This is a genomic window from Halobium salinum (assembly GCF_026586625.1).
GTDB classification, from domain to species: domain Archaea; phylum Halobacteriota; class Halobacteria; order Halobacteriales; family Haloferacaceae; genus Halobium; species Halobium salinum.
Genome location: NZ_JAODIW010000008.1, coordinates 258245 through 280006, shown reverse-complemented (window position 1 = coordinate 280006; position 21762 = coordinate 258245). Strand labels below are relative to the sequence as shown.

At 68.0% G+C, this 21762-nt stretch carries 24 protein-coding genes; 13 read left to right on the top strand and 11 right to left on the bottom strand.

Annotation, left to right across the window (positions count from 1 at the left end; translation table 11 throughout):
* Positions 1-282: 282 nt before the first annotated feature.
* The 5 genes from N5095_RS13580 to N5095_RS13560 all read left to right on the top strand — a co-directional run bounded on the left by N5095_RS13580 (position 283) and on the right by N5095_RS13560 (position 8768).
* A complete protein-coding gene (locus tag N5095_RS13580; RefSeq protein ID WP_267623423.1) occupies positions 283-777 on the top strand; it encodes a DUF7984 family protein in 495 nt (164 codons plus the stop codon).
* Between the two features lie 351 nt (positions 778-1128).
* Entirely contained in the window at positions 1129-2607 is a 1479-nt protein-coding gene (gene proS, locus N5095_RS13575) for a proline--tRNA ligase (protein ID WP_267623422.1), read from the top strand.
* A 204-nt stretch (positions 2608-2811) separates the two neighbouring features.
* Positions 2812-7467 (top strand): glutamate synthase large subunit, encoded by a 4656-nt coding sequence (gltB, locus tag N5095_RS13570; RefSeq protein WP_267623421.1) that lies wholly within the window; start codon positions 2812-2814, stop codon positions 7465-7467.
* 367 nt (positions 7468-7834) lie between these two features.
* Positions 7835-8236: an Ig-like domain-containing protein gene (locus N5095_RS13565; protein WP_267623420.1), complete on the top strand. Its 402-nt coding sequence runs from the start codon at positions 7835-7837 to the stop codon at positions 8234-8236.
* A 334-nt stretch (positions 8237-8570) separates the two neighbouring features.
* A complete protein-coding gene (locus tag N5095_RS13560) occupies positions 8571-8768 on the top strand; it encodes a DUF7835 family putative zinc beta-ribbon protein (RefSeq protein ID WP_390203206.1) in 198 nt (65 codons plus the stop codon).
* 26 nt (positions 8769-8794) lie between these two features.
* On the opposite strand, the gene N5095_RS13555 is transcribed toward N5095_RS13560, so the two are convergent.
* Positions 8795-9265: a pyridoxamine 5'-phosphate oxidase family protein gene (locus N5095_RS13555; protein ID WP_267623418.1), complete on the bottom strand. Its 471-nt coding sequence runs from the start codon at positions 9263-9265 to the stop codon at positions 8795-8797.
* 117 nt (positions 9266-9382) lie between these two features.
* On the opposite strand from N5095_RS13555, the gene N5095_RS13550 reads away from it, so the two are divergent.
* The 5 genes from N5095_RS13550 to N5095_RS13530 all read left to right on the top strand — a co-directional run bounded on the left by N5095_RS13550 (position 9383) and on the right by N5095_RS13530 (position 13173).
* On the top strand, positions 9383-9805 hold the full coding sequence (locus N5095_RS13550; protein WP_267623417.1) for a DUF7522 family protein: 423 nt from the start codon (positions 9383-9385) through the stop codon (positions 9803-9805).
* Between the two features lie 72 nt (positions 9806-9877).
* Positions 9878-11221 carry a M28 family metallopeptidase gene (locus N5095_RS13545; protein ID WP_267623416.1) on the top strand — a complete coding sequence of 448 codons (1344 nt, stop codon included), beginning with the start codon at positions 9878-9880 and terminating at the stop codon, positions 11219-11221.
* Positions 11222-11359: 138 nt separating this feature from the next.
* On the top strand, positions 11360-12115 hold the full coding sequence (locus N5095_RS22380) for an NAD(+)/NADH kinase (RefSeq protein ID WP_267623415.1): 756 nt from the start codon (positions 11360-11362) through the stop codon (positions 12113-12115).
* Positions 12116-12120: 5 nt separating this feature from the next.
* On the top strand, positions 12121-12561 hold the full coding sequence (locus tag N5095_RS13535) for a DUF7313 family protein (RefSeq protein WP_267623414.1): 441 nt from the start codon (positions 12121-12123) through the stop codon (positions 12559-12561).
* Between the two features lie 195 nt (positions 12562-12756).
* A complete protein-coding gene (locus N5095_RS13530; RefSeq protein WP_267623412.1) occupies positions 12757-13173 on the top strand; it encodes a response regulator in 417 nt (138 codons plus the stop codon).
* Between the two features lie 330 nt (positions 13174-13503).
* Here the strand turns inward: N5095_RS13530 and N5095_RS13525 are convergent, their stop codons facing one another.
* The 7 genes from N5095_RS13525 to N5095_RS13495 all read right to left on the bottom strand — a co-directional run bounded on the left by N5095_RS13525 (position 13504) and on the right by N5095_RS13495 (position 18014).
* The gene (locus tag N5095_RS13525; protein ID WP_267623411.1) at positions 13504-13761 is read right to left on the bottom strand and encodes a DUF7314 family protein; all 258 of its coding nucleotides are present in this window, start codon (positions 13759-13761) and stop codon (positions 13504-13506) included.
* Positions 13754-14215, bottom strand: a complete 462-nt coding sequence (locus N5095_RS13520) for a DUF7315 family membrane protein (RefSeq protein ID WP_308203541.1) — start codon at positions 14213-14215, stop codon at positions 13754-13756. Before N5095_RS13520 ends, N5095_RS13525 begins: the two co-directional genes overlap by 8 nt.
* Positions 14216-14341: 126 nt before the next feature.
* Positions 14342-15178: a cytochrome b family protein gene (locus N5095_RS13515; protein WP_267623410.1), complete on the bottom strand. Its 837-nt coding sequence runs from the start codon at positions 15176-15178 to the stop codon at positions 14342-14344.
* A 4-nt stretch (positions 15179-15182) separates the two neighbouring features.
* On the bottom strand, positions 15183-16001 hold the full coding sequence (locus N5095_RS13510) for a cytochrome b (protein WP_267623409.1): 819 nt from the start codon (positions 15999-16001) through the stop codon (positions 15183-15185).
* Between the two features lie 4 nt (positions 16002-16005).
* Positions 16006-16404 carry a DUF7318 family protein gene (locus N5095_RS13505; RefSeq protein WP_267623408.1) on the bottom strand — a complete coding sequence of 133 codons (399 nt, stop codon included), beginning with the start codon at positions 16402-16404 and terminating at the stop codon, positions 16006-16008.
* Positions 16404-17051 carry a halocyanin domain-containing protein gene (locus N5095_RS13500; RefSeq protein ID WP_267623407.1) on the bottom strand — a complete coding sequence of 216 codons (648 nt, stop codon included), beginning with the start codon at positions 17049-17051 and terminating at the stop codon, positions 16404-16406. The genes N5095_RS13505 and N5095_RS13500 overlap by 1 nt, the downstream gene beginning before the upstream one ends.
* Before the next feature lie 63 nt (positions 17052-17114).
* A complete protein-coding gene (locus tag N5095_RS13495; RefSeq protein ID WP_267623406.1) occupies positions 17115-18014 on the bottom strand; it encodes a DUF7319 domain-containing protein in 900 nt (299 codons plus the stop codon).
* Between the two features lie 212 nt (positions 18015-18226).
* Here N5095_RS13495 and N5095_RS13490 point away from each other — a divergent pair, with 212 nt between their 5' ends.
* The gene (locus N5095_RS13490) at positions 18227-18706 is read left to right on the top strand and encodes a DUF7321 family protein (protein WP_267624483.1); all 480 of its coding nucleotides are present in this window, start codon (positions 18227-18229) and stop codon (positions 18704-18706) included.
* Positions 18707-18758: 52 nt separating this feature from the next.
* On the opposite strand, the gene N5095_RS13485 is transcribed toward N5095_RS13490, so the two are convergent.
* Positions 18759-18998: a hypothetical protein gene (locus N5095_RS13485; protein WP_267623405.1), complete on the bottom strand. Its 240-nt coding sequence runs from the start codon at positions 18996-18998 to the stop codon at positions 18759-18761.
* A gap of 90 nt (positions 18999-19088) precedes the next feature.
* Positions 19089-19775, bottom strand: coding sequence for an endonuclease III (gene nth, locus N5095_RS13480; protein WP_267623404.1), 687 nt, complete (start codon positions 19773-19775; stop codon positions 19089-19091).
* A gap of 129 nt (positions 19776-19904) precedes the next feature.
* Between nth and N5095_RS13475 the strand changes: the two genes are divergently transcribed.
* Positions 19905-20039, top strand: a complete 135-nt coding sequence (locus N5095_RS13475; protein WP_267623403.1) for a hypothetical protein — start codon at positions 19905-19907, stop codon at positions 20037-20039.
* Between the two features lie 55 nt (positions 20040-20094).
* On the opposite strand, the gene pan1 is transcribed toward N5095_RS13475, so the two are convergent.
* Positions 20095-21312: a proteasome-activating nucleotidase Pan1 gene (pan1, locus tag N5095_RS13470; protein ID WP_267623402.1), complete on the bottom strand. Its 1218-nt coding sequence runs from the start codon at positions 21310-21312 to the stop codon at positions 20095-20097.
* A 150-nt stretch (positions 21313-21462) separates the two neighbouring features.
* On the opposite strand from pan1, the gene N5095_RS13465 reads away from it, so the two are divergent.
* On the top strand, positions 21463-21720 hold the full coding sequence (locus tag N5095_RS13465) for a MarR family transcriptional regulator (protein ID WP_267623401.1): 258 nt from the start codon (positions 21463-21465) through the stop codon (positions 21718-21720).
* The last annotated feature ends 42 nt before the right edge of the window (positions 21721-21762 follow it).

Genomic DNA, 21762 nt, shown 5'->3' with positions numbered 1-21762 from the left:
GGGTCGCGGCGTGGGTCTCCCCTCCCGCTCCGGGTGGGACACAGTGGGACGCTCCGTCGGTCACCGGGACCGGGAGAGCGAGTCCGTTGCCGGTCGTGCGAAAGCGCATAGGCGGATGAAATACACTCTCGTTAGTGTCGAACTGCGGGAAGAGCCACGAAAACCCGCTTATTCGCTGAATTGCTCTCCGATTATAAAAGGGCTTCGCAAATGCCGTCGTCCCCACCGACGCTAGAACCACCCTACGTAACGCCGAAGAGTCCCGGAGCCGTCGCTCCGAGTATGCGACTCACTCCCGAGACGGTCGCCGCCGAACGCGACCGCTGCCGCGAGCGCGCCCCGACGGTCGTCGGACTGCTCAACGACACCCGCGACCGCCTCGGTGAACTGTTCGAGACGGAGGTCGCTCACGTCTCCGAGGCCCGATACCGCGCCGAGGTGGACGCCGTCTTCGCCGACGGCGACCTCGCGGTCAACGTCGCCGCCCTCGTCGCCCTCCTCCGTGACCTCGACGTCGAGGGCGACTACCCCGGGTTCGTCGTCGACGAGGTGCTGGGCCGGGAACTCGCGGCCGCGGTCGCCGGCGGTCAGCCCCTCTCGACGCTCGCACAGGCGACGTTCCACCTCGCGGACGTACACACACACGAGGGCGAAGACGACACGGCCGGCGCCGACGACCTCGACGCGGCGCTCGCCGCGGGCTTTCAGACGCGACTGCCCGGTTGGGAGTGGCGCGAGGGGGAGAGCCCGTTCGCGGTGGAGCCGGTCGAGGAGTGAGGGGAACGACCCTCGGCCGAAATCCCGGGGTACGCGTCCGATTTCGGAGGCTCGACGTGAGTCCGGAACTACCGTGGGTGGGACTGAAAGGGGCCGACGGTCTCGGCGAAGCACGGCGTTCACGAGAGCAAAGCTCTCGTGAGCCAGCCAGAAGCCCGCGGCTTCTGGTGACGACGAAAGGACCGCAACGAACGAGCGGAGCGAGTGAGTGAGGACCGCAGCGAGCCGCGCGAGTCGAGACCGCCGGGGGCTTTCGGGGTCATCGTGGCCGCTGTCGAACAACCTGTTGGCGCCCCTCCCGACTAGCACACTTCCAGAACGCTTACCGCCCCCGACCGAATCCATTCGACAATGAGCGACGCAGACGACGGACAGGACCTCGGAATCACCGAGTCCAAGGAGTACAACACCGGCGAGTGGTACGCCGAAGTCGTACAGAAGGCGGAACTCGCGAACTACGGTCCCGAGGGGATGAGCGGGTTCATCGTCACCCGGCCCCGGGCGTACTCGCTCTGGGAGTCCATCCAGAACGAACTCGACGGCGCGTTCAAGGCGACGGGCGTCCAGAACGCCTACTTCCCCCTGTTCATCCCCGAGTCCTACCTGGAGAAGGAGAAGGACGTGGTCGAGGGGTTCGACCCCGAGGTGGCGTGGGTCACGCAGGGCGGCTACGAGGAACTGGAGGAGCGCCTCGCCGTCCGTCCCACCAGCGAGTCCATCATCGCCCCCTACATGGCCCAGTGGGTCCGGAGCCACCGCGACCTCCCCCTGCGCGTGAACCAGTGGTGTTCGGTCGTGCGTTGGGAGGCGACGGACACGAAGCCCTTCTTCCGCACCAAGGAGTTCCTCTGGCAGGAGGGCCACACGGCCCACGAGACCCACGACGAGGCGTGGAACGAGACGATGACCCGTCTCGACCAGTACGAGGACCTCTACCGGGACACCCTCGCCATCCCCGTGCTCCGGGGACAGAAACCCGACCACGACAAGTTCCCCGGCGCGCACACGACCACCACGGTCGAGGCGCTGATGCCCGACGGGAAGTCCGTGCAGGGGGCGACGAGCCACCACCTCGGCCAGTCGTTCGCGGAGGCGTTCGACCTCACGTTCTCGGCCGAGGACGAGGAGGAGCGGGCCGCTCACACCACTTCGTGGGGGCTCTCGTGGCGCTCGCTCGGGGCGCTCATCATGACCCACAGCGACGACCAGGGGCTCGTCCTGCCTCCCACCGTCGCCCCCGAGCAGGTCGTCATCGTCCCCATCTGGCAGGACGACACCCGCGACGACGTGCTCCAGTACGCCACCGGCGTCGCCGCCGACCTCGAGGAGGCGGGCGTGCGCGTCGAACTCGACGACCGCGACGAGCGCAACCCCGGCTTCAAGTTCAACGAACACGAGCTGAAGGGCGTCCCCGTCCGCTTCGAAATCGGCCCCCACGAGGTCGAAGACGACGAGGTGACGGTCGTCCACCGCCCCGACGGCGCCGAGGAGACCGTCTCCCGCGAGGGAATCGTCGAGACGACGGAGGAGCACTTAGACGAGGTGTTCGCGAAGCTGTACGCGACCGCGGAGGAGACCCTCGCCGAGGGCGTCCGCGACGCGACCGAGCGCAACGAGATTCTCGGAACCATCGGCCAGCACGGCGGCTACGTCCGTGCGCCCTGGTGTGGGGAGGAGGACTGCGAGACCGAAATCAAAGAACAGATCGCGGCGGAAATCGTGATGGTCCCCTTCGAGGACGACGAGGAGAAGCACGTTCACGAGGGCGAGGACTGTGCGGTCTGTGGCGACGACGCCGAGGAGACGGCGTACTTCGCGAAGTCGTACTGAGCGCCCCCGACCCACGCGGTCGGCGCCGGTCGGCGTCCGGGCTTCGTGCGTGGCTCAGTCCCCGGTCCGACGCTCACTACTGTTCACTCGGATTCGAGTCTATCCTTTGAGAGACATAGACACCTTATATCCATACCCATGACACAAATGTACCCTTATTCATTCAGGAGTAGACTCTTACCTGTGTGATTGGTCCGCACGTGTATGACCAAGCCACGGAGCGACGAGTCGGTCGGGCTGACAGACCCGACCGACGAGCGATCGAACTGCGGGGTCGGCGCCGTCGTCGACCTCGAGGGGGGTCGCTCCCACGACGTCGTATCGGACGGGCTCGACCTACTCGCGAACCTCGAACACCGCGGAACGACGGGGGCGGACCCGAACACGGGTGACGGCGCGGGCATCCTCCTCCAGCGGCCGGACGCCTTCTTCGCCGAAGTCGTCGACGCCGACCTCCCGGAGGAGTACGCGGTCGGCTCCCTCTTCGTCCCGACCGACGACGACGCGCGCAAGGCCGTCGAGTCGACGTTCGAGGCGACACTCGCCGACTACGACCTCGACGTTCTCGCGTGGCGCGACGTCCCGACCGACAACGCGAGCCTCGGCGAGACCGCACTGGAGAACGAACCCGCCGTGCGACAGGTGTTCGTCGCGCCCGACGACGGCGTCGACGTCGACCCCGGCGCCAGCGGCCTCTCGGAGTTCGACCGGGCGCTGTACGTCGCCCGTCGCGCGGCCGAGAAGGCCGTCGAGACCCTCGAAACCGACGGTGCGGGCCGGTTCTACGTCTGCTCGCTCTCGCGAAAGACGGTCGTCTACAAGGGGCTCTTGACGGCCGAACAGCTCCGGGAGTACTACCCCGACCTGGCCGACGAGCGCGTGTCGTCCGAACTCGCGCTCGTCCACGCCCGGTTCTCGACGAATACCCTCGGGGCGTGGCATCTCGCCCACCCGTACCGGAACGTCATCCACAACGGCGAAATCAACACCATCCGCGGCAACGTCAACTGGATGCGCGCCCGCGAGAACGACCTCGAACACCCCGAACTCGGCGACGACCTCGACACCCTCCGGCCGGTGACGAGCGCGGACCAATCCGACACCGCGAGCGTCGACAACGCCGTCGAACTGCTCCTCCAAGGCGGGCGGGACCTTCCTCACGTCCTCCGGATGCTCGTCCCCGAGGCGTTCGAGGGCGACGACCGGATGGACGCGGGACGCAAGGACTGGTACGACTTCCACGCCTCGCTGGTCGAACCGTGGGACGGTCCCGCGCTCGTCGCCGCCACCGACGGCGACCGCATCGCCGCCGTGCTCGACCGCAACGGACTCCGTCCCTGCCGCTACGACGTGACGACCGACGGCCGTCTGGTGATGGCGAGCGAGGCCGGCGCCCTCGACACCCCCGCCGCCGAAATCGAGGAACGCGGTCGCCTCCAACCCGGCCAACTGTTCGTCGCCGACCCCGAGGAAGGTCGCGTCGTCCCCGACGAGGAGGTGTTCGAGGGGCTCACCGACCCGAAGTACGGCGAGTGGCTCCGCGAGGAGCAGCGCCACCTCGACGACCTGCTCGCCGACGCCGAGGCGGCCGACTTCGACGCGGACGGCGCCGACGGTGCGGAGACGGACACCGACCCCGACGGCGCAGAGGACGACGGCGACGGCGAACTCGCCGCGGACGACCGCTCCGTCCGCGCCCACCAGGCCGCCTTCGGCTACACCCACGACCAGCTCAACCACCTCGTCGAGCCGATGGCGAAACAGGGGAAGGACCCGGTCGGGTCGATGGGCGACGACACGCCGCTCTCGGTTCTCACCGAGTTGGACCGGCCGCTGTTCACCTACTTCAAACAGCTGTTCGCGCAGGTGACGAACCCGCCGCTCGACTACATCCGCGAGGAGCTGGTCACCTCGCTGCAGTCCCGGCTGGGGAACCAGCGCAACCTGCTCGGCGAGTCGCCCGCACACGCCCGCCAACTCGTACTCGACTCGCCCGTCCTGACCGACGAGGCGACGGCGGCGGTCAAGGCGCTCGACGGGAGCGACCGTGACGACGGCGCCGACGGCCTCCGCTCCGTCGTCGTCGACACCACCTACGAGCGCGGCGTCGACCTCGAAGCGGCGGTCGAGCGCGTCCGCGACGACGCCCGCGACGCCATCGAGGGTGGCGCCGACGTCGTGGTCCTCTCGGACCGAGCGGTCGGCCCCGACCGCGTGGCGGTGCCGAGCCTGCTCGCGACCGGCGCGGTCCACCACACGCTCGTCCGCGACGGTCTCAGAAACCGGGCGGGTCTCGTCGTCGAGTCCGGCGACCCCCGCGAGGTCCACCACCTCGCGACCCTCGTCGGCTACGGCGCGGGCGCGGTGAACCCCTACCTCGCCTACGAGTCCATCGAGGACATCGTCTCCGGGCCGGACGGCGCCGACCCCGAGAAGGCGAAGGCGGCCTACCGGAAGGCCCTGGAGGACGGCCTGCTGAAGACGATGGCGAAGATGGGCATCTCCACGGTCGAGAGCTACCAGGGGGCCCAGATATTCGAGGCCGTCGGGCTCGACTCCGGCTTCGTCGCCGAGTACTTCGAAGGCACCGAGATTCGGACGGAGGGTATCAGCATCGAACAGATAGAGGACGACCTGCTCACCCGCCACCAGGTCGCCTTCGGCGGCGACGCGCCCGACCTCGAACGGCAGGGCGAGTACGAGAACCGCTCGGGCGGCCTCCACCACGGCTGGAACCCGAAGACGGTCGGGACGCTCCAGCAGGCCGTCCGCTCCGGCGACTACGAGCGGTACGGCGAGTTCGCCGACCTCGTGAACGACCAGTCCGAGGACCTCGCCACGCTCCGGGGTCTGCTGGAGTTCGACCCCGACCGCGACCCGGTTCCCATCGACGAGGTCGAACCGGTGTCCGACATCGTCGAGCGCTTCTCCACGGCCGCGATGAGTCTCGGGAGCCTCTCCCCGGAGGCCCACGAGAACAACTCCATCGCGATGAACCGCATCGGCGGGAAGTCGAACTCCGGCGAGGGCGGCGAGCCGCCCGAGCGCTTCGGTACGGAGAAGGAGTGTAACGTCAAGCAGGTCGCCTCCGGCCGCTTCGGCGTCACCAGCCAGTATCTCGCCGAGGCCGACGAACTGCAGATAAAGATGGCACAGGGGTCGAAGCCCGGCGAGGGCGGCCACCTCCCCGGCTCGAAGGTGAACGAGATGATCGCCCACGTGCGCTACGCGACCCCCGGCGTCGGGCTCATCTCGCCGCCGCCGCTGCACGACATTTACTCCATCGAGGACCTCAAACAGCTCATCCACGACCTGAAGGCCGCCAACCCTGAGGCCGAGATCAACGTAAAGCTCGTCTCCGAGGCCGGCATCGGCACCATCGCCGCCGGCGTCGCGAAGGCCAACGCCGACGTGGTCCACATCTCCGGCCACGACGGCGGCACCGGCGCCTCGCCGAAGACGAGCATCAAGAACGCGGGCCTCCCCTGGGAGCTCGGCCTCGCCGAGGCGAACCAGATGCTCCGCGCCACGGGCCTGCGCGACCGGATTCGCGTCTCCGCCGACGGCGGGCTGAAGACCGGCCGCGACGTGGCCGTCGCCGCCCTCCTCGGCGCCGAGGAGTACGTCTTCGGCACCGCCTCCCTAGTCACCTCCGGCTGTGTGATGGCCCGGCAGTGTCACGAGAACACCTGTCCGGTCGGCGTCGCGACGCAGGACGAGAACCTCCGACAGCGGTTCCCCGGCCAGCCCGACCACGTCGTGAACTACATGACGTTCATCGCCCAGGAGCTTCGGGAGATCATGGCCGAGTTGGGCTTCCGCTCCCTCGACGAGATGGTCGGCAGACCCGCCGTGCTCACCCAGCGCGACACCGACCACCCGAAGGCGAAGCATCTCGACCTCTCGGCGGTCGTCGCAGAGCCCGCAGGCGACCAGCGCCGGAAGACCCGTGAACAGGCTCACTCGGACCTCGACGACCAGCTCGACTGGGCGCTCCTCGAGGAGGCCGAAGCCGCCATCGAGCGCGGCGAGCCGGTCCACGTCGACGGCGAGGTTTCGAACGTCGACCGCGCGGTCGGCGCGCTGCTCTCGAACCGCATCTCCACGGCGACCGAAGGCGAGGGGCTCGCACGCGACACCATCATCTGCGAGTTCGGCGGCACCGCCGGCCAATCCTTCGGGGCCTTCCTCCAGCGCGGTGTCCGGATGGGGCTGACCGGCGCCGCGAACGACTACGTCGGGAAGGGGCTCTCCGGCGGGACGGTCGTCCTCCGGACGCCCGAGGACGCGGCCTTCGAGGCGAGCGAGAACATCCTCGCGGGGAACGTCTGCCTGTACGGCGCGACCGACGGCGAGACCTACGTCAACGGCCAGGTCGGCGAGCGGTTCGCGGTGCGCAACTCCGGCGCGAAGGCGGTCGTCGAGGGTGTCGGCGACCACGGCTGTGAGTACATGACCGGCGGCGTCGTCGCCGTCCTGGGCGACACCGGCCGGAACTTCGCGGCCGGGATGAGCGGCGGCGTGGCGTACGTCTACGACCCCGACGGCGAGTTCCCCGAGAAGGCGAACACCGGGATGGTGACGCTCCACGAGCGCCTCGACGAGTCCGACGAGGCGATGCTCCGTCGGCTGGTCGAGAACCACGCGGCCCACACCGGCAGCGACCGGGCCGCCGACCTGCTCGACGACTGGTCCTCGGCTGTGGGCGACTTCGTGAAGGTGATGCCCGACGCCTACCACGAGGCCATCGAGGAGCACGGCCGCGAGGACGTCCGGGAGTCCCTCCCCGAGTCGGCCGCGCCCGTCGAACCCGGCGAGGAGGGTCGGGAGGGCGTAGAGTACGTGTCAGGGGACGACTAGCCCGGAGCGACCGCGGACGGAGCGTGGCTCGTCACGCTCCGACGCGCCGTCGCGGAGGTGCGACTGAGCGCCGCGACGAGCGCGCGTTCGTGCGCGCTCGATTCGCCGACGCGGTGGTGTGGGACGACTAGCCGAGTCGGCCGTGGTTCGCCGCGTGCTCCGTCACGCGGCGACGAGCCGCCGACTCGGGACGATTAGCCCGGAGCGACCGCGGACGGGGCGCGGCTTGGCACGCCCCGACGCGCCGTCGCGGAGGTGCGACTGAGCGCAATGCCGGCGAGCGGATTCGTCCGCTCGTGACGCGCTGACACGCCGACGTGATTCCTTCGGATACCGTTTTGTGGGTCGCCGCCGAGTCGTCGGTGCCGTGCTCAGACGCCCCTTCACCCGCAGGCGGGTTACCTCCCTGGCAGTCTCCACGGTCGCGGCCCTGAGTGGCTGTTACGCGGTCGGACCGGGCGGCCAAACACCGGACATCTATCTCAGCAATCACACCGAGTCGAGCGTCTCGGTCGACGTCTCCGTCGTCCACGTCGCGTCCGGCGAGACGGTGTTCGAGCGCGCCGTCGACGTCGACGCATCGGACCACGTGGACTTTCAGGACCCGCTCGACGCGACTGGACCGCACCGAGCGGCGGTGACCGTCGCCGACGGTGCGAGCGACGAACACGAGTGGGACGTGGGGTCCGAGTCGGATGGCAGGAACGCGGAGACGCTGTATATCAGAGTCACCGAGTCGGCTATCGACTTCACGGTCGCCGTCGACTGAGCCTCGTCGGCCGCGAGTGTCACACGCGAGGCGCTTCAGCCGACACGGCTGCGCCGACCTGGCGGTGCGTGCGGCCGAACGCCACGCCACGGCGTCGATGGACGTGGTTCCCTGTCTCACACCGACCGGCGAGTCCCTCTCGCCGCCGTGTGCCGGTTGCGTCCTCCGCCGGACGACCGATTAGGCCCGGGTTCGGAAACCGAACCTAACTGTCTTCGAATCTGACCCGAACGAACCTAAACAGCGTATCCCTACCCTTTTCCGTCGCCCGCATGTAGGAAGAGTCGGAAGCGCCGGGGCGGGGCGGCCGCCCCGAGCGCACGCCGGAATGCCTATGTCAAGCCGAAAACCCCCAGAAGCCGATACGGAGGAGTGTACCGTGTGCGATACGCGGACGACCCACACAGTCTCGATAGAGCTCGTCACCGAGAGCGAGCGCGAGCGCAACGCGGAGTTCTCCCGCGAGCCCTACCGCGTCTCGGAGTGTGACGTGTGTGGCTCGGAGGAGAAAGTCCGCATGAACGACGCGTAGTCCGACTCAGAGGACTCCGACCCAGACTACTCCGACGTCGATTCGGCGTCGGGGCCGCGCAACCCACTTATCGACTCGACGTTCAGCCCCCAGACCGACAGGTCTCGACGGGGGTCGGCCTCGGAGAAGAGGCTCGGATACCAGGCGTTGTCCTCGAGCGCCGCCCGGGAGTCCTCCCAGCCGTCCTCGACGGCGTCGATCGCCCCGTCGACGACGACGCTCCGCCAGTCCCGTGCCGAGTCGGCCGCGTAGACACAGAGGCTCGCGCGCGTCGTCTCGCCGGCGAACGACTCCTTGCGGCTCTCCTCGCCGTAGCCGACGAAGACGAAGTAGATACGGTCGGCGTCCTCGTCGTACCCGAACGAGACGGGGAAGCCGTACGCCTCGCCCTCGCGCGCGAGAGAGAGGACGCCGGTTCCGCGCTCCTTCAGGAACGCCCGCGCTTCGGTCTCCTCCATTCGGTTCCCGGACAAGCTGTCGACATCTGCCTCGGTCATGGTCCACGGTACCGTAGGCGTGGAACCGGCAAAACATGTCCGTCCGGAGTCACCGGGTGACCGCGCTCCACGACCGTCTCACCGGCGCCGTTATCTGGTCTCCCACCTACTCTTCTCATGGACTCCGCTCTCACTTCCGAGTTGAACGAGAGCATCGTCAGCACGTGCCGTACCGGCCTCGGCGACGAGCTCCGGAGCGTGGTGTACTTCACACCCGAGACCTTCGACCTGCTCTACCTTCGACAGGACCTGTACGACGACGAGCGAACGGCGCGGACGGTGAAGGCCGCGCTCGTCGAGAACGAGCGGCTGGAGGTGTGGCCCGACGACCCGTACGTCACCCACCTTCACGACGACGACCTCTCTCCGGGGTTCGGCGACTACGAGTTCACCGTTCGCGTGTTCTCGGGCGGCTTCGCGAGTCGCGTCGCGACCGGCGGCCACGGGGTCATCGTGACGACGGACGAATTGGACGCGCGGGCGCTGGAGGTCGTCGCAGTCTCGGTCCGCAAGCTGCTCGACGACTCCGCCCCGAACTGACAGTCCCTCGGAGACCTGGCGGCCGTGCCGGCGACCGAAACCGTTAGGCGCGAACCGCGAGCAGGACCGTCTATGACCGACTGGATCGGCCGGACCTTCACGAGCGACGCGGGCTGGAACCACCTCGAATCGCTCGTCGACGTCGGCAACCGGATGGCCGGGAGCGAGGGCGAGCGGGAGGCGCTCGAACTGACGCGCGACGCGCTCGCCGAGGCGGGCGCCCGCGGGGCGCACGTCGACGAGTTCGACATCCAGGGGTGGGCCCGCGGGTCGAGCGAGATTCGTGCCGGCGGCGACGGACCCGACGCCGCCGCCGAGACGTTCGACGCCGCCCACCAGTGTATCGCCCTCCCGCGTAGTCCCGACGCCTCGGCGACGGGCGAACTGGTCGACGTGGGCCACGGCCTGCCCGAGGAGTTCGAGGAGGCCGACCTCGACGGGAAGGTCGTCCGCGTCTCCTCGACGGTCCCCGACGACTACGACCGGTTCATCCACCGTCGCGAGAAGTACTACTACGCCGTCGAGGCCGGCGCCGCCGCGTTCGTCTTCGAGAACCACGTCGAGGGGTGTCTCCCTCCGACCGGCTCCGTCGGCACCGCCGAGGCCCCCGTCGGCGACATCCCGGCCGTCGGTGTGAGCCGCGAGGCCGGTGCCCGCCTCACCCGCCGGTTCGAGGGCGAGAGCGTGACCGTCACGACCGACTGCGACGTGCACGACGCCCGCAGTGGGAACGTCCACGCCAAACTCGGCCCCGACACCGACGAGGAACTGCTCGTCACCTCTCACGTCGACGCACACGACATCGCCGAGGGGGCGATGGACAACGGTGCCGGAACCGCGACGGTCGTCGAGCTAGCCCACGCCCTCGCGGAGCGCGAGGACGAACTCGACACCCGCGTACGGTTCGTCTGTTTCGGCGCCGAAGAGGTCGGGCTCGTCGGCTCGAACCACGAGGCCGACCGCGCCGACCGCGACGCCATCAGAGCCGTCGTCAACGTCGACAGCAACGTCCACGGGCGCACCCTCACGCTCGACGCCCACGGCTTCGACGAACTGGAGGCCGCCGCAGAGCGCGTCGCCGACCGGTTCGACCACCCGGTGGCGACGAGTGGAGACCTCGTCCCCCACAGCGACCACTGGTCGTTCGTCAAGCACGGCGTCCCCGGCTACATGGTCGCCGCCGAGTCCGACACGCGGGGCCGCGGCTGGGGCCACACCCACGCCGACACGCTGGAGAAACTCGAAGTCCGAACGCTCCGCGAGCAGGCCATCCTCCTCACGGACCTCGTCGTCGACCTCGCGGGCGCGGAGACGACGGTCGCCCGTCGGGAGACGGACGGTATCGCGACCGAACTCGAGGCGAACGACCAGGCCGCCGGGATGAAAGTGACCGGCGACTGGCCGTACGAAGGCTGAAGCGACCACGGACGCCGAGTCGGCTCGGCGACTCGACTCGACCCCGCGCCGACGCGACGCGGGCGGCCGGAACCACTGGGGCTTTTTATCGCGCGCGGCGAAGTCGCTCCCGATGTACGAGACGCAGGGTGAGCCGCGGTGAACGTCGCGCTCCGCGGCGACGACGGTCGGCTCGCGGACGCCGTCGCCGCCGGCGGCGGACGGGTCGTCGACGGGCCGGACGCCGACCTCGTTCTCGCCGTGGGCGCAGAGTCGGTCGCCGAGGCCGCCCGGGCCGACGCCGAGCGTCCGGTCCTCCCGGTCGACGCCGACGCCGGCCGGTACGGTGTCACGACCGCTGAGCTGGCGGGCTCCGATGCGGAGGGCGCACTCGACACACTCCTCGCCGGGGAGTGGCGGACCGTCGATCACCCGACTGCGTCGGTGCACGTCGCGGACGAGCCGGTCACCGAGGCCGCCCTCGACACGTTGCTGGTGACGACCGAACCCGCCCGCATCTCCGAGTACGCCGTCCGCTTCGGCGGCGAGGCGGTGACGTCGTTCCGGGCGGACGGGGTCGTCGTCGCGACCCCGCTCGGGAGCGGCGGGTACGCTCGTGCCGCCGGCGGACCCCTGCTCGCCCCCGACGCGGGGATGAGCGTCGTCCCGGTCTCGGCGTTCGCGACGCGCCGCGACTGCTGGGTCGCCGGCGACGACGTGACCCTGACCGTCGAGCGCGACGAGGGCGACGTGTCGCTCGTCGTCGACGGGCGGTCCGTCAGACCTGTCGACCCGGGCGAGCGGGTGACGGTCTCCCCGGACGCGCAGGCGACGCTCGTCCACGCGCCGGACCTCCGTCCCGGGTCGTCGGGGCGGGGCGATTGGAAAAACTCTAATGACTCCTCGTCCGAATGACGACCATGCAACCGCTGCAGTTTCTCGTCCCCGTCGGCGTCCTCGCCGACTTCGAGCGGGCCATCGCGATTGCCGCGCTCGTGTTGGTGCTGGTGAACATGGCGACGCGCCTGCTGAGCTACCGGAAACACCGCTCACAGGTCGAGGACGGTCAGGAGGACCTGAGCTGGTACGCCCCCCACATCGTCAGCTCGCTCGTGTTGCTGTTCGTCTCGTTCATGTTCCTCATCGTGGCGCCACACGGCGGCATGGTGCTGTCGGTGCTCGTCCTCGGGATGGTCATCACGGACTTCTTCGAGTTCGAGGCGCGCAACGTGGAGGCACGCAACGCCTTGTCGCTCGAGCGCCCGAAGGCCGGCCTCGTCGCGTCGGTGTTCGTGCTCCTGTACGCCAGCTACCAGGCGCTGTTCTTCCTCATCGCACCGTTCTGGAACGCGGTCATCTGACGGCGCGGCTCGCTTCTCTCGCACGCTCCGACAGGCGGGGACCAACGTTTTGTACACGGGGCTCGGACTGCCGGGTATCCGGGTGACCTACATGCTTCTACAGCATCGTCGCGGCGCCGAGGCACGTCGCGGCGGCACGAGTGGACCGCACCGAACGCGAACGCCACCCGACGGGCCGTCGTCGAGGCGGCACCGATGACCACGCCCGACGAGTCGGTCGAAGCGGACTCGAGCGACTCCTCGGGGCGGACCGCGCTCATCCTCACCATCGCGACGCGCGAGCGGAATCTCGAGTTGATGTCCGAGTACCTCCGCTCGGAAGGGTACGAGGTCGAGACCGCGTCGACGCTGGAGCGGTTCGACGAGCTGCTCTCCGACTCCGACGGCGTGAGCGTCGTTGTCCTCGACCTCGACGGGTTCACCCCCTCGGTGTGGGAACGCTGTGAACGAATCAAGGCCCTGGGCGTCCCGATTCTCGTCCTCGCCGGGCGTCTCCCGGCGGCGGCCCGCGAGCGAGCACAGGCGAGCGGTGCTCACACGACCCTCGAGAAACCCGTCCGCAAGGCCGAACTCCGCGGCACGGTGAAGACGCTCGCACGCGCAGCCGGCTGAATCGGCGGTCGTAGACGGCGCCTACCGACTCGGCGTCGGTCATCTCGACGACTGGCTCCGGCTTCGGCCTCGGCGACCGGCTCCGACCTCGACGACCGACGCCCACTTCGGCGACTACTACTCCCCGTCTCCGCTCTCACCGTTCGCCGACGTCGACCAGTCTCCGACCCCGACCGCGAGGCTCGTCGGGGGCGTGAGTACCGTCTCCTCGTAGTGGCGACAGGAGGCAGAGAAACGGGAACGGGAACGGAACCGGGAACCGGCGGTGCGTAGTCGGTACGGTGCGTCGGTGGCGACGGCCGGGAGTCGGGGAGTCGCCGCCGAGTCTGTTCAGTTGCGGAACGCGCGGCGGCCCTCACGGACCGCGGGGATGATGACCCAGAAGGTGAGGGCGCCGAAGAGGGCGAACCACAGCATCACGTCGATGAGCCCGATAGCGATGGTGTCGAACAGGTTGGCGGCCTCCTCGGGCGTCGCCGCGAGCTGCGTACCTTCGAACGACGGGGTCTGGTACCACCCGGCGAGTACCATCCACGCCAGTCCGGCGAGCGTGAATATCCCGAGCCCCTTGATGAACTCGTCAGCCATTATCGAAACCTTCGCCGGAGTCCTCTTGAGAGTTTCCCATTCCCCCCGCCCGAAAGCGCGTTCCGAGGACGTAGACGCCGGCGCCGGCGGCGATGACGAGCAGTCCCAGCGCGGCCAGTACAGCGCTCAGCACGTCCCCCGGTACGGACAGGCCGACCGCCGAGAGGAGGAACACGACGAAGCTACGCAGGAAGCTCACTCCCAGCGTCGCCGCGTCGATGAGGACGAACCCGAGGACGACGGCGACGACGGCGATGAGCGTCGAGAAGACGGTGACCGTCTTGTACACGCGCATCGGCACCACCACGTCGCGTCGGCCGCGGCCGGACGGGCCGGACACCTCGTCGTCGGGCGTCTCGTCGGCTGCGGGTTCGTCGCCGGACGCCTCGCCAGCGGCCGCCTCCCCTCCGGCCGTCCCGGGGGCGGACGACTCGCTCGACGGGTCGGTACTCATGTGTCGATAGAAGGGGCGGCGGTACTTCGGTACTTCGTTCGTCGTCGCGTCCGCCGGGACGACGACCGAGCGAGAGGGGAGGCGGGTGCGGCAGGTGAGCCGACTCGAGACGGCGGCGCCCTTACGTCACTTCGGGGGCCGGAGCCGGTAGTACCGACGGTTGAGGTCGTACATGTACCCCTCGCGCATCGTCTTGAGGACGGCGTAGGTGATGACGCCGGCGACGACGGGCAGGAGGAACGTCAGGTCGAACAGCAGGTCGACGTTCATCGGGATGAGGTTCTTCACCGACAGCGCCGAGATGGTGAACGCGAACACGACGCCGAAGACGCCGACCGCGGCCCAGAACGGCTGCTCGACGGGGCGGCGCGCGGACCCCTTGTTGAGGAAGGGGACGATGGCCACGAACCCGACGACGACGACGTTCGCCAGCACGCCGTAGGTGCGGTCCGCCATCAGCTTGCTACCGCCGAGGATGGCGAGCTCGGGGTTGAGCGGGTTGAGCTTCAGCAGGCCGAACGACCAGTAGAGATACCAGTCGGGCAGGATGACCGCCGGCGTGGAACTCGGGTTCGCCGGGTTGCCGATGTGCGGCGGGAGCGTCGCCGAGAGGAACAGAATCATCCCGACGAACATCGCCGCGATGGAGAGGTTCCGGACCGTCTCGTGGGGCCACGTCGGGAAGGCGAGCACGTCGCGCTCGACGTACGTCGACTCCTGGCGCAGGTCCTGGTCCTCACGGCGGGCGCGCTCGAAGTACTCGTAGGTCAGCCGCGAGAGGCCGACCTTCCGCTCCTTGCGCTCGCGCCACGTCGGCGTCTCGTCGTCGGGGGCGACGATACCGGAGCCGTCGGCCTGCACGTCCTCCCCGCCGTCGGGCTGTGCTTCTTCGTCCGCGTCCGTGCCGCCGTCGGTGACGAGACGGCGGTTCGGGGTGTCGGTGGTGGTGTCTTGGTCGGTCATGGTATCAGTGGGGTTCCGCGATGCCCTGCATCCAGACGATGCCGATGTGGATGGCGATGAGCGTCGTCACCACGAACGGCAACAGGAACACGTGGATGATGTACATCCGCATCAGCGTCGACTGGCTCAAGGTGAAGCCGCCGAACAGGAGCTGGGCGACCCACTCGCCGGCGAGCGGAATCGAGAGCGACATCTCGACGCCGATCTGGCCGGCCCAGAAGGCGAGCTGGTCCCACGGGAGCAGGTAGCCCGTGTACCCGAACACCATTGTGAGGCTGATGAGGACGATGCCGAGAATCCAGTTCAGCTCGCGGGGCTCCTTGTAGGAGCCGGTGAAGTAGACGCGGAGCATGTGCAGGAACACGGCCGCGACCATCACCTGTGCGGACCACCGGTGGACCGACCGCAGCATGAACCCGAACTGGAGGTCCCGCATGATGAACGCGATAGAGCAGTAACTGACCGTCGCGCCGCTGATCTCGCTCGCACAGGCGCCGGCCGCCGTCGACGGGGAGTAGTAGAACCCCAGTATGGCGCCCGATATGGCCGCGACGCCGTAGGCGAGCGTCGAGAACAGCCCGAGCGTGTACAGCGGGTACCAGTACCAGAACTTGTTGTCCAGGTTGTACTGCTCGGTGTGACTCTTCGGCATCTGGAGGTTGACCTTGTAGTAGAGGTTCTCCATGATCTCCAGATAATCGACGATGCGAAGCCGCTTGTCGAGGTAGATGAGCGTGGTGAGGAACCCCTTCTCGATGGGAGTGAGGTCCTTCGTCTTCATCCACCCGCCGTGGTCGTGGTCGTCTTTCTTCTCTAAGCTCATCGGATCACCGCTTGTAGTACGGGTAGACGGCGCGCTTCACCGTCTCCCAGGGACCGCCGTCTTCGCCACCCGTGAGGGACTCGCCGTCTACCTGGTCCCCGCGGATGTAGAGGTCCTCCCACTTGCGCCGACGCTTCTTCACGATCATCACGTCGGGGAGGAACTCCTTGCGATACAGGCCGAGAATGAACGCCAGGTCGATGAAGATGACGGCCAACACGGCGCCGAGGAACATGTTCCCGATGTCCGTCAGCGCCCACCCCGTCACCAGCCCGTAGGTGAACATGAACACGAAGACGACCTCGATAATCGTCAGGAGGACGATGGCGATGGCCGCCGCCGTGCTCTCGCGGGCCGGCTCGTACCGGTGAATGTCACCGTAGGTGCTCCCGGACGAGGACATCAGTCCTCACCTCCGCCGGTGTTACCCGTGTTCGGGGATTCGCCGTACTTCAACACGTAGAACGTGTAGTTGATGACCCCGATGATGCCGAGGATGGTCGCCAACCCGACCCAGTGGGCCTGGATGGGGACGCCGAGGTCGTGGAGTTCCTTCTGACCCCCGCCGGCCGCAGTCGTCGGTACGTCCTCGCCGACGGCGACAGCGCCCTTCATGCCGAGGTTCAGGTGGGGGTCACAGTAGTACGTCGTGATGCCGCCCTCCTCGAAGGTGTACTCGTACTGGACGCCCGACTGCGACACCGGCGACCCGCTGTCGAGGGCGGCCGGCCCGCTGTCGGCGACGACGTTGTGGCCGCCACCCTGGCCGGTCCAGTTCCACTTCACGGTCGTCCCGGTGTCGACCCAGACGCCGGCCGGTTCGAAGGCGAACGCGCCGCCGTTCCCCTGGGCACCGACCTGCACTGTAACTTCGCTCTGCCCACGGGCGTCGACGACCGACCCGTCGACGCCGCTCAGCCAGCCGCCCCAGTCGGGGACCTGTCCGCCGCCCCCGCCGCCCTCTGCTGCGGCTGCGGGCTGAGCCGCCGTCGCGGCCGTCGCGGCGGCGGCCGAACCACCTGCCGCTCTCAGAAAATCCCGCCGTTTCATACAAGTATTTGCTCAGGATGGAACGCGCTTAAACCCACCGAAACAACCCCCCGGCGGCGGAATTCAGGACTCCCTCGTCCCCGACCCGTCGCGGCCCTCGCGCCCCCGGTCGGCGGCCGATTCACCGGGCTCCGTCTCGCCCTCGAACGGGTGAATCGGCGGCCGCCCGCCGTCCCGCGAGACTGACCGGAGCCGGTCGCGGTACTCCTCGGCGCGGAACCGGTCCGACAGGCGCGCGTTGGCGACGGTCGCGAAGAGGAAGATTCCCAAGCCGATGAACGCGAGCGCGGCGATGGGGGGGACGATGTTCACGTCGTTCGCGCCGCTGCCCGCCTGAAACTCGATGAGGGGGGTGAACAGCCACAGGACGACGATGCCGACCCCGGCGAGAATCTGGGCGGCGGCCATGAACTGGAGCATCCAGTTCCCCAACTGGCCGGTCCCCTCCGGCACGTCCTCGGGTTCGGGGAGCTGGTAGTTCTCCGGCGGCGTCGGCGGTTCGTAGTCGTCCATCGAACAGAGCGCGACGGTGGGCTTCACGTCGCGGAGCACCGTCCCACTCCCCTCGACGCTCCCGTCCGGGTAGACCACCGCGTACCCCTCGTCCGAGTACGCGAGGAGAACGCGCTCGCCCTCCCGTTCGGTGCGTTCGAGGACGGCGAACACGTCGCGGGTGGCGATGCGACTCTTGAGGTCGGCTTCGACCCGCTCCAGGAGTTCTGGACCGGTTATCCACGAGTCGGCGTCGAACACCGCCTCCCACTCCTCGCCGGACATCCGGGCCATGTCGGCCGGGCCGAAGTCGTCGAAGTCGTACTTCTCCTCGACCTCGCGTCTGAGGGCGTCGAGTTCGGCGTCCGCGTCGCGGTCCGGCCCGTCGAGCGCGTCGGACGCCGGGCCGTCCTCCGTCGTGGTCTCCGTCCGACCGGACGAGTCGGACGGCTTCGAGGACCGGTCTGCCATCGGCTCGTCACTAGTCGCGCGGCGCCTATACGCCTTCCGACACCGCCGACCCGCTGATTCGGCTCGCACCCGGTCTCGGCCGGCCGGACGAACCTTCCACCCGACCACCGTCGACGCCCCTCCGGACCCCTCACCGGCACACCGGTTCCGGTCCCTTTACCAGCACACTCCCCTTAACGCCGACGATGGCACTCCAGTCGGCGATCGGTCTCCTGACCAGCGAGACGGGGCTCGCGACGCTCGCCCTGCTCGCGGTCACGGCCAGTTTCCCCTTCTACCTCTACGGCGCCTGGATCATGATCGACGCCGAGACGGTGTCGTGGAACGTCCTTACCTACCACCTGCGGTTCGTCGTCGCCGGGCTGGTGCTGAACACCGTCCCGGTGGTGACGTGGATGATGCCTCGCCTCCTGGACCAGTTCGGCGGCCTCTCCGCGCTCCACGCCGTCCTCGGCCTCCAGGCGTACGCAATGCTCGTGTTCGCGCTCACCGGCATCGTCCGCATCTTCCAGGCCAAACACCGGGCGAACCTCTATCGAGACCCCGACGCCGACGCCGACCTCGACGAACTTCACGAGAATATGCCCAGTTGGCGCAGTCGCCTCCGCATCGGCGTGTTCGGCTACGTCCTGTTCTGGATTGCGGCCTACGGGCTGGGCGTCATCAGGTATCTGGTCCAGTACGTGCTCTGAACGGGTCCGCGAGATATCGCAAAACGAGTGCAGTCGAGCGGCCGGCTCCCCGTTAGCTCTCGAAGGGCTTTTCGTCGCGGTGGTTGTCGATGTTCTCCTGCTCGTCGGCCTCCTCCTCGCGCATCTCCGACTGCTGCTCCACCTCGCGCTCCTTCTGCTTGCGCTCTGCCTCCTCGAGTTCCTCCTCGCGCTCCTCGTCGGCTTCGGCCTGTTCCTCGTCGTCGGCGTCTTCGCTCTGCACGTCGAGGTCGGTGTCCTCCTCCAGGTCGATGCCGTGTTCGTCTTTCGTCATAGGTCGAGATTGGTCGGAGAGGCTGTTATGAGTTCCGGCCCCTCGTCGACAACAGGGTCGGGGCGGTCCGTCCCGCATCGCCGTCGTCACTCAGCCCCACACCTCGCCGCTCGCGAGGTCCACGTCGCCGTCGACCTTCGAGGATGGACAGACGTCCTCGAGCACGCAGTCCGCACACTCCGGGTTGATGGCGGTACAGGTCGCCCGCCCGTGGCTGATGAGCAGGTGGGTGAACTGCTGCCAGTCCGCCTCGGGGACGACGGTCATGAGGTCCTGCTCTATCTTCTGTGGCGTCTCCTCCTCCGTGATACCTAACCGACGCGAGATGCGCTGGACGTGGGTGTCGACGACGATGCCCTCCACTACGTCGTGGCCGTGCTGGAGGACGACGTTCGCCGTCTTCCGGCCGACGCCGGTGAGCGCCGTCAGCTCGTCCATCGTGTCGGGCACCTCGCCGTCGTGCTCCTCGACGATGGTCGCACAGGCCGAGCGAATCCACTTCGCCTTGTTGTTGTAGTAGGTGATGGAGGAGATGGCTTCGGCGAGCTCCTCCTGTGGCGCGTTCGCGTACTCTTCCGGCGTCCGGTAGGTGTCGAACAGCTCCTCCGTCACCGAGTTGACGCGCTCGTCGGTACACTGCGCCGACAGCATCACCGCGACGAGCAGTTCGAGTCGGTTCGAGAACCGAAGCGAGATGGTCGTGTCGGGGTAGGTCTCGTAGAGGCGGTCGAGCACCTCCGTCACCTGTGCCTCGCGCGAGTCGAGCGGCTGGCCCATATCGCCTCTGCGGGAGCGGCCCTGTTGAGTGGTTCGGAGTCGGTCGGTTCCGTGACCGACGGACCACCGGACCGGCGGGCCGACGCACCGACGACAAGAGGTAAGCCCCTCGCCGTCACACTCGTCTCCATGACCGACTCCGTCGACCACCGCCACGACTCGTTCCGGGCCGCAGTCGGCACCGGCGTCGCCTACGGGCTCATCCTCGCCGCGATGTTCCTCGCGCTGTTCGTGGTGCCGTGGCTACTGTTCGCGCTGTTCTGAGCACGTCGTCGAAAACGAAACCGCCCGCGAGTCGCCGAGAGTTACGCCGGAAACCTCACGCGAACGCGCGCGACGTGTCCGGGTCCTCGTCGGCCTCGGCCTGAATTTTCTTCCACGCCTCCTCGAAGTCCTCCATGTATATCTCCGTGCGGTCGTCGCGGATGGCGAACATCCCGGCCTCGGTGCAGATGGCCTTGATGTCGGCGCCGGAGGCGTCGTCGGCCATCTCGGCGAGGGCGGCGAAGTCCACGTCGTCGGAGACGTTCATGTCGCGCGTGTGAATCTGGAAGATGAGCGTGCGACCCTCGACTTCGGGTTTCGGCACCTCGATGAGGCGGTCGAAGCGGCCGGGTCGGAGGATGGCCGGGTCGAGCATGTCGAAGCGGTTGGTCGCGGCGATGATGCGGATGTCGCCGCGCTCGGAGAACCCGTCCATCTCCGAGAGCAGCTGCATCATCGTGCGCTGGACCTCGGCGTCGCCAGACGTCTTCGAGTCGGTGCGCTTCGAGGCGATGGCGTCTATCTCGTCGATGAAGATGACCGCGGGCTCGTTCTCGCGGGCGACCTCGAAGAGGTCGCGCACGAGCTTCGCCCCCTCGCCGATGAACTTGTGGACGAGTTCGGAGCCGGCCATCTTGATGAACGTCGCGTCGGTCTGGTTGGCGACGGCCTTCGCGAGCATCGTCTTCCCCGTGCCGGGCGGACCGTACAGGAGGACGCCGGAGGGCGGGGTGATGCCGACCTCGGTGAACATCTCGGGGCGTTCGAGGGGCATCTCGACGGTCTCGCGCACCTCGTTCATCTGCTCTTCGAGGCCGCCGATGTCCTCGTAGGTCACGTCCGGACTGTGTTCGACCTGCATGACCCGGGCGCGGACGTCCGTCTCGTTGTCGAGGGACTTGACGATGGAGAGCGAGTTGTTGACGGCGACGCGGGAGTCCGGTTCGAGCTCCTCGCGCATCTCGTCGGTGACCTCGGTCAGGGCCTCCTGGTTGTTCCCGTGCTGTTTGATGACGACGCCCTCGTCGGTGATTTCCTGAACCGTCGCGACGAACAGCGGCGACTGCTTGAGCTTCTTGTTCTCGTGGGTGAGCCGCTCGAGCTTCTGCTGGAACTTGTTGTTCTCCGCGTTCGCGTCGAGGAGCTTGTCCCGCATCTCCTCGTTCTGCGCCTCCAGCACCTCGAGGCGTTCCTGTAACGCCTCGATCTTCTCTTGCTGCGACGCCGCCTCTTCGTCGTAGGGTAAATCGACGTCGTCGACCGTGTCGGTCATTGTGTCCACTTAAGGCGGTCCTCAATAAGAGGCTTCGGGTAAGGTCCCCGTACGGGCGACGATGGCCCCGTTCGGCGCCGACGTGATTCTCTACAGTAATAAGTCGATACCGAAGCCATTATTCAATCGCATTGGGAAACGACGTGTACGATGAGTACCGTCACGTCGGCGACCGCCGAGGAGTCCGGTCGCTGGGAACCGGTCGAGGACCTCCCGCCGAGCGCGAAGCTCGTCGCGAAGGTGCTCGACTACGAGGAGACGCTCACACAGAGTCAGTTGGCCGAGGAGACGCTCCTCCCGCCGCGGACCGTCCGCTACGCGCTCTCCCGGCTCGAAGCGGTCGACGCCGTCGAGTCGCGCTTCTCCTTCTCGGACGCCCGCAAGCGCGTGTACCGGCTCGCGATCTGAACCGCCTCCCCGGCGTCGCGGTCCGAGTCGCGGCTCGACACT

Excerpts from the sequence above, each read along its gene's own strand:
- N5095_RS13580 (WP_267623423.1), top strand. The coding sequence starts at position 283 with ATGCGACTCACTCCCGAGACGGTCGCCGCCGAACGCGACCGCTGCCGC.
- proS (WP_267623422.1), top strand. The coding sequence starts at position 1,129 with ATGAGCGACGCAGACGACGGACAGGACCTCGGAATCACCGAGTCCAAG.
- gltB (WP_267623421.1), top strand. The coding sequence starts at position 2,812 with ATGACCAAGCCACGGAGCGACGAGTCGGTCGGGCTGACAGACCCGACC.
- N5095_RS13560 (WP_390203206.1), top strand. The coding sequence starts at position 8,571 with ATGTCAAGCCGAAAACCCCCAGAAGCCGATACGGAGGAGTGTACCGTG.
- N5095_RS13555 (WP_267623418.1), bottom strand. The coding sequence starts at position 9,265 with ATGACCGAGGCAGATGTCGACAGCTTGTCCGGGAACCGAATGGAGGAG.
- N5095_RS13550 (WP_267623417.1), top strand. The coding sequence starts at position 9,383 with ATGGACTCCGCTCTCACTTCCGAGTTGAACGAGAGCATCGTCAGCACG.
- N5095_RS13545 (WP_267623416.1), top strand. The coding sequence starts at position 9,878 with ATGACCGACTGGATCGGCCGGACCTTCACGAGCGACGCGGGCTGGAAC.
- N5095_RS13535 (WP_267623414.1), top strand. The coding sequence starts at position 12,121 with ATGCAACCGCTGCAGTTTCTCGTCCCCGTCGGCGTCCTCGCCGACTTC.
- N5095_RS13530 (WP_267623412.1), top strand. The coding sequence starts at position 12,757 with ATGACCACGCCCGACGAGTCGGTCGAAGCGGACTCGAGCGACTCCTCG.
- N5095_RS13525 (WP_267623411.1), bottom strand. The coding sequence starts at position 13,761 with ATGGCTGACGAGTTCATCAAGGGGCTCGGGATATTCACGCTCGCCGGA.
- N5095_RS13520 (WP_308203541.1), bottom strand. The coding sequence starts at position 14,215 with ATGAGTACCGACCCGTCGAGCGAGTCGTCCGCCCCCGGGACGGCCGGA.
- N5095_RS13515 (WP_267623410.1), bottom strand. The coding sequence starts at position 15,178 with ATGACCGACCAAGACACCACCACCGACACCCCGAACCGCCGTCTCGTC.
- N5095_RS13510 (WP_267623409.1), bottom strand. The coding sequence starts at position 16,001 with ATGAGCTTAGAGAAGAAAGACGACCACGACCACGGCGGGTGGATGAAG.
- N5095_RS13505 (WP_267623408.1), bottom strand. The coding sequence starts at position 16,404 with ATGTCCTCGTCCGGGAGCACCTACGGTGACATTCACCGGTACGAGCCG.
- N5095_RS13500 (WP_267623407.1), bottom strand. The coding sequence starts at position 17,051 with ATGAAACGGCGGGATTTTCTGAGAGCGGCAGGTGGTTCGGCCGCCGCC.
- N5095_RS13495 (WP_267623406.1), bottom strand. The coding sequence starts at position 18,014 with ATGGCAGACCGGTCCTCGAAGCCGTCCGACTCGTCCGGTCGGACGGAG.
- N5095_RS13485 (WP_267623405.1), bottom strand. The coding sequence starts at position 18,998 with ATGACGAAAGACGAACACGGCATCGACCTGGAGGAGGACACCGACCTC.
- nth (WP_267623404.1), bottom strand. The coding sequence starts at position 19,775 with ATGGGCCAGCCGCTCGACTCGCGCGAGGCACAGGTGACGGAGGTGCTC.
- N5095_RS13475 (WP_267623403.1), top strand. The coding sequence starts at position 19,905 with ATGACCGACTCCGTCGACCACCGCCACGACTCGTTCCGGGCCGCAGTC.
- pan1 (WP_267623402.1), bottom strand. The coding sequence starts at position 21,312 with ATGACCGACACGGTCGACGACGTCGATTTACCCTACGACGAAGAGGCG.
- N5095_RS13465 (WP_267623401.1), top strand. The coding sequence starts at position 21,463 with ATGAGTACCGTCACGTCGGCGACCGCCGAGGAGTCCGGTCGCTGGGAA.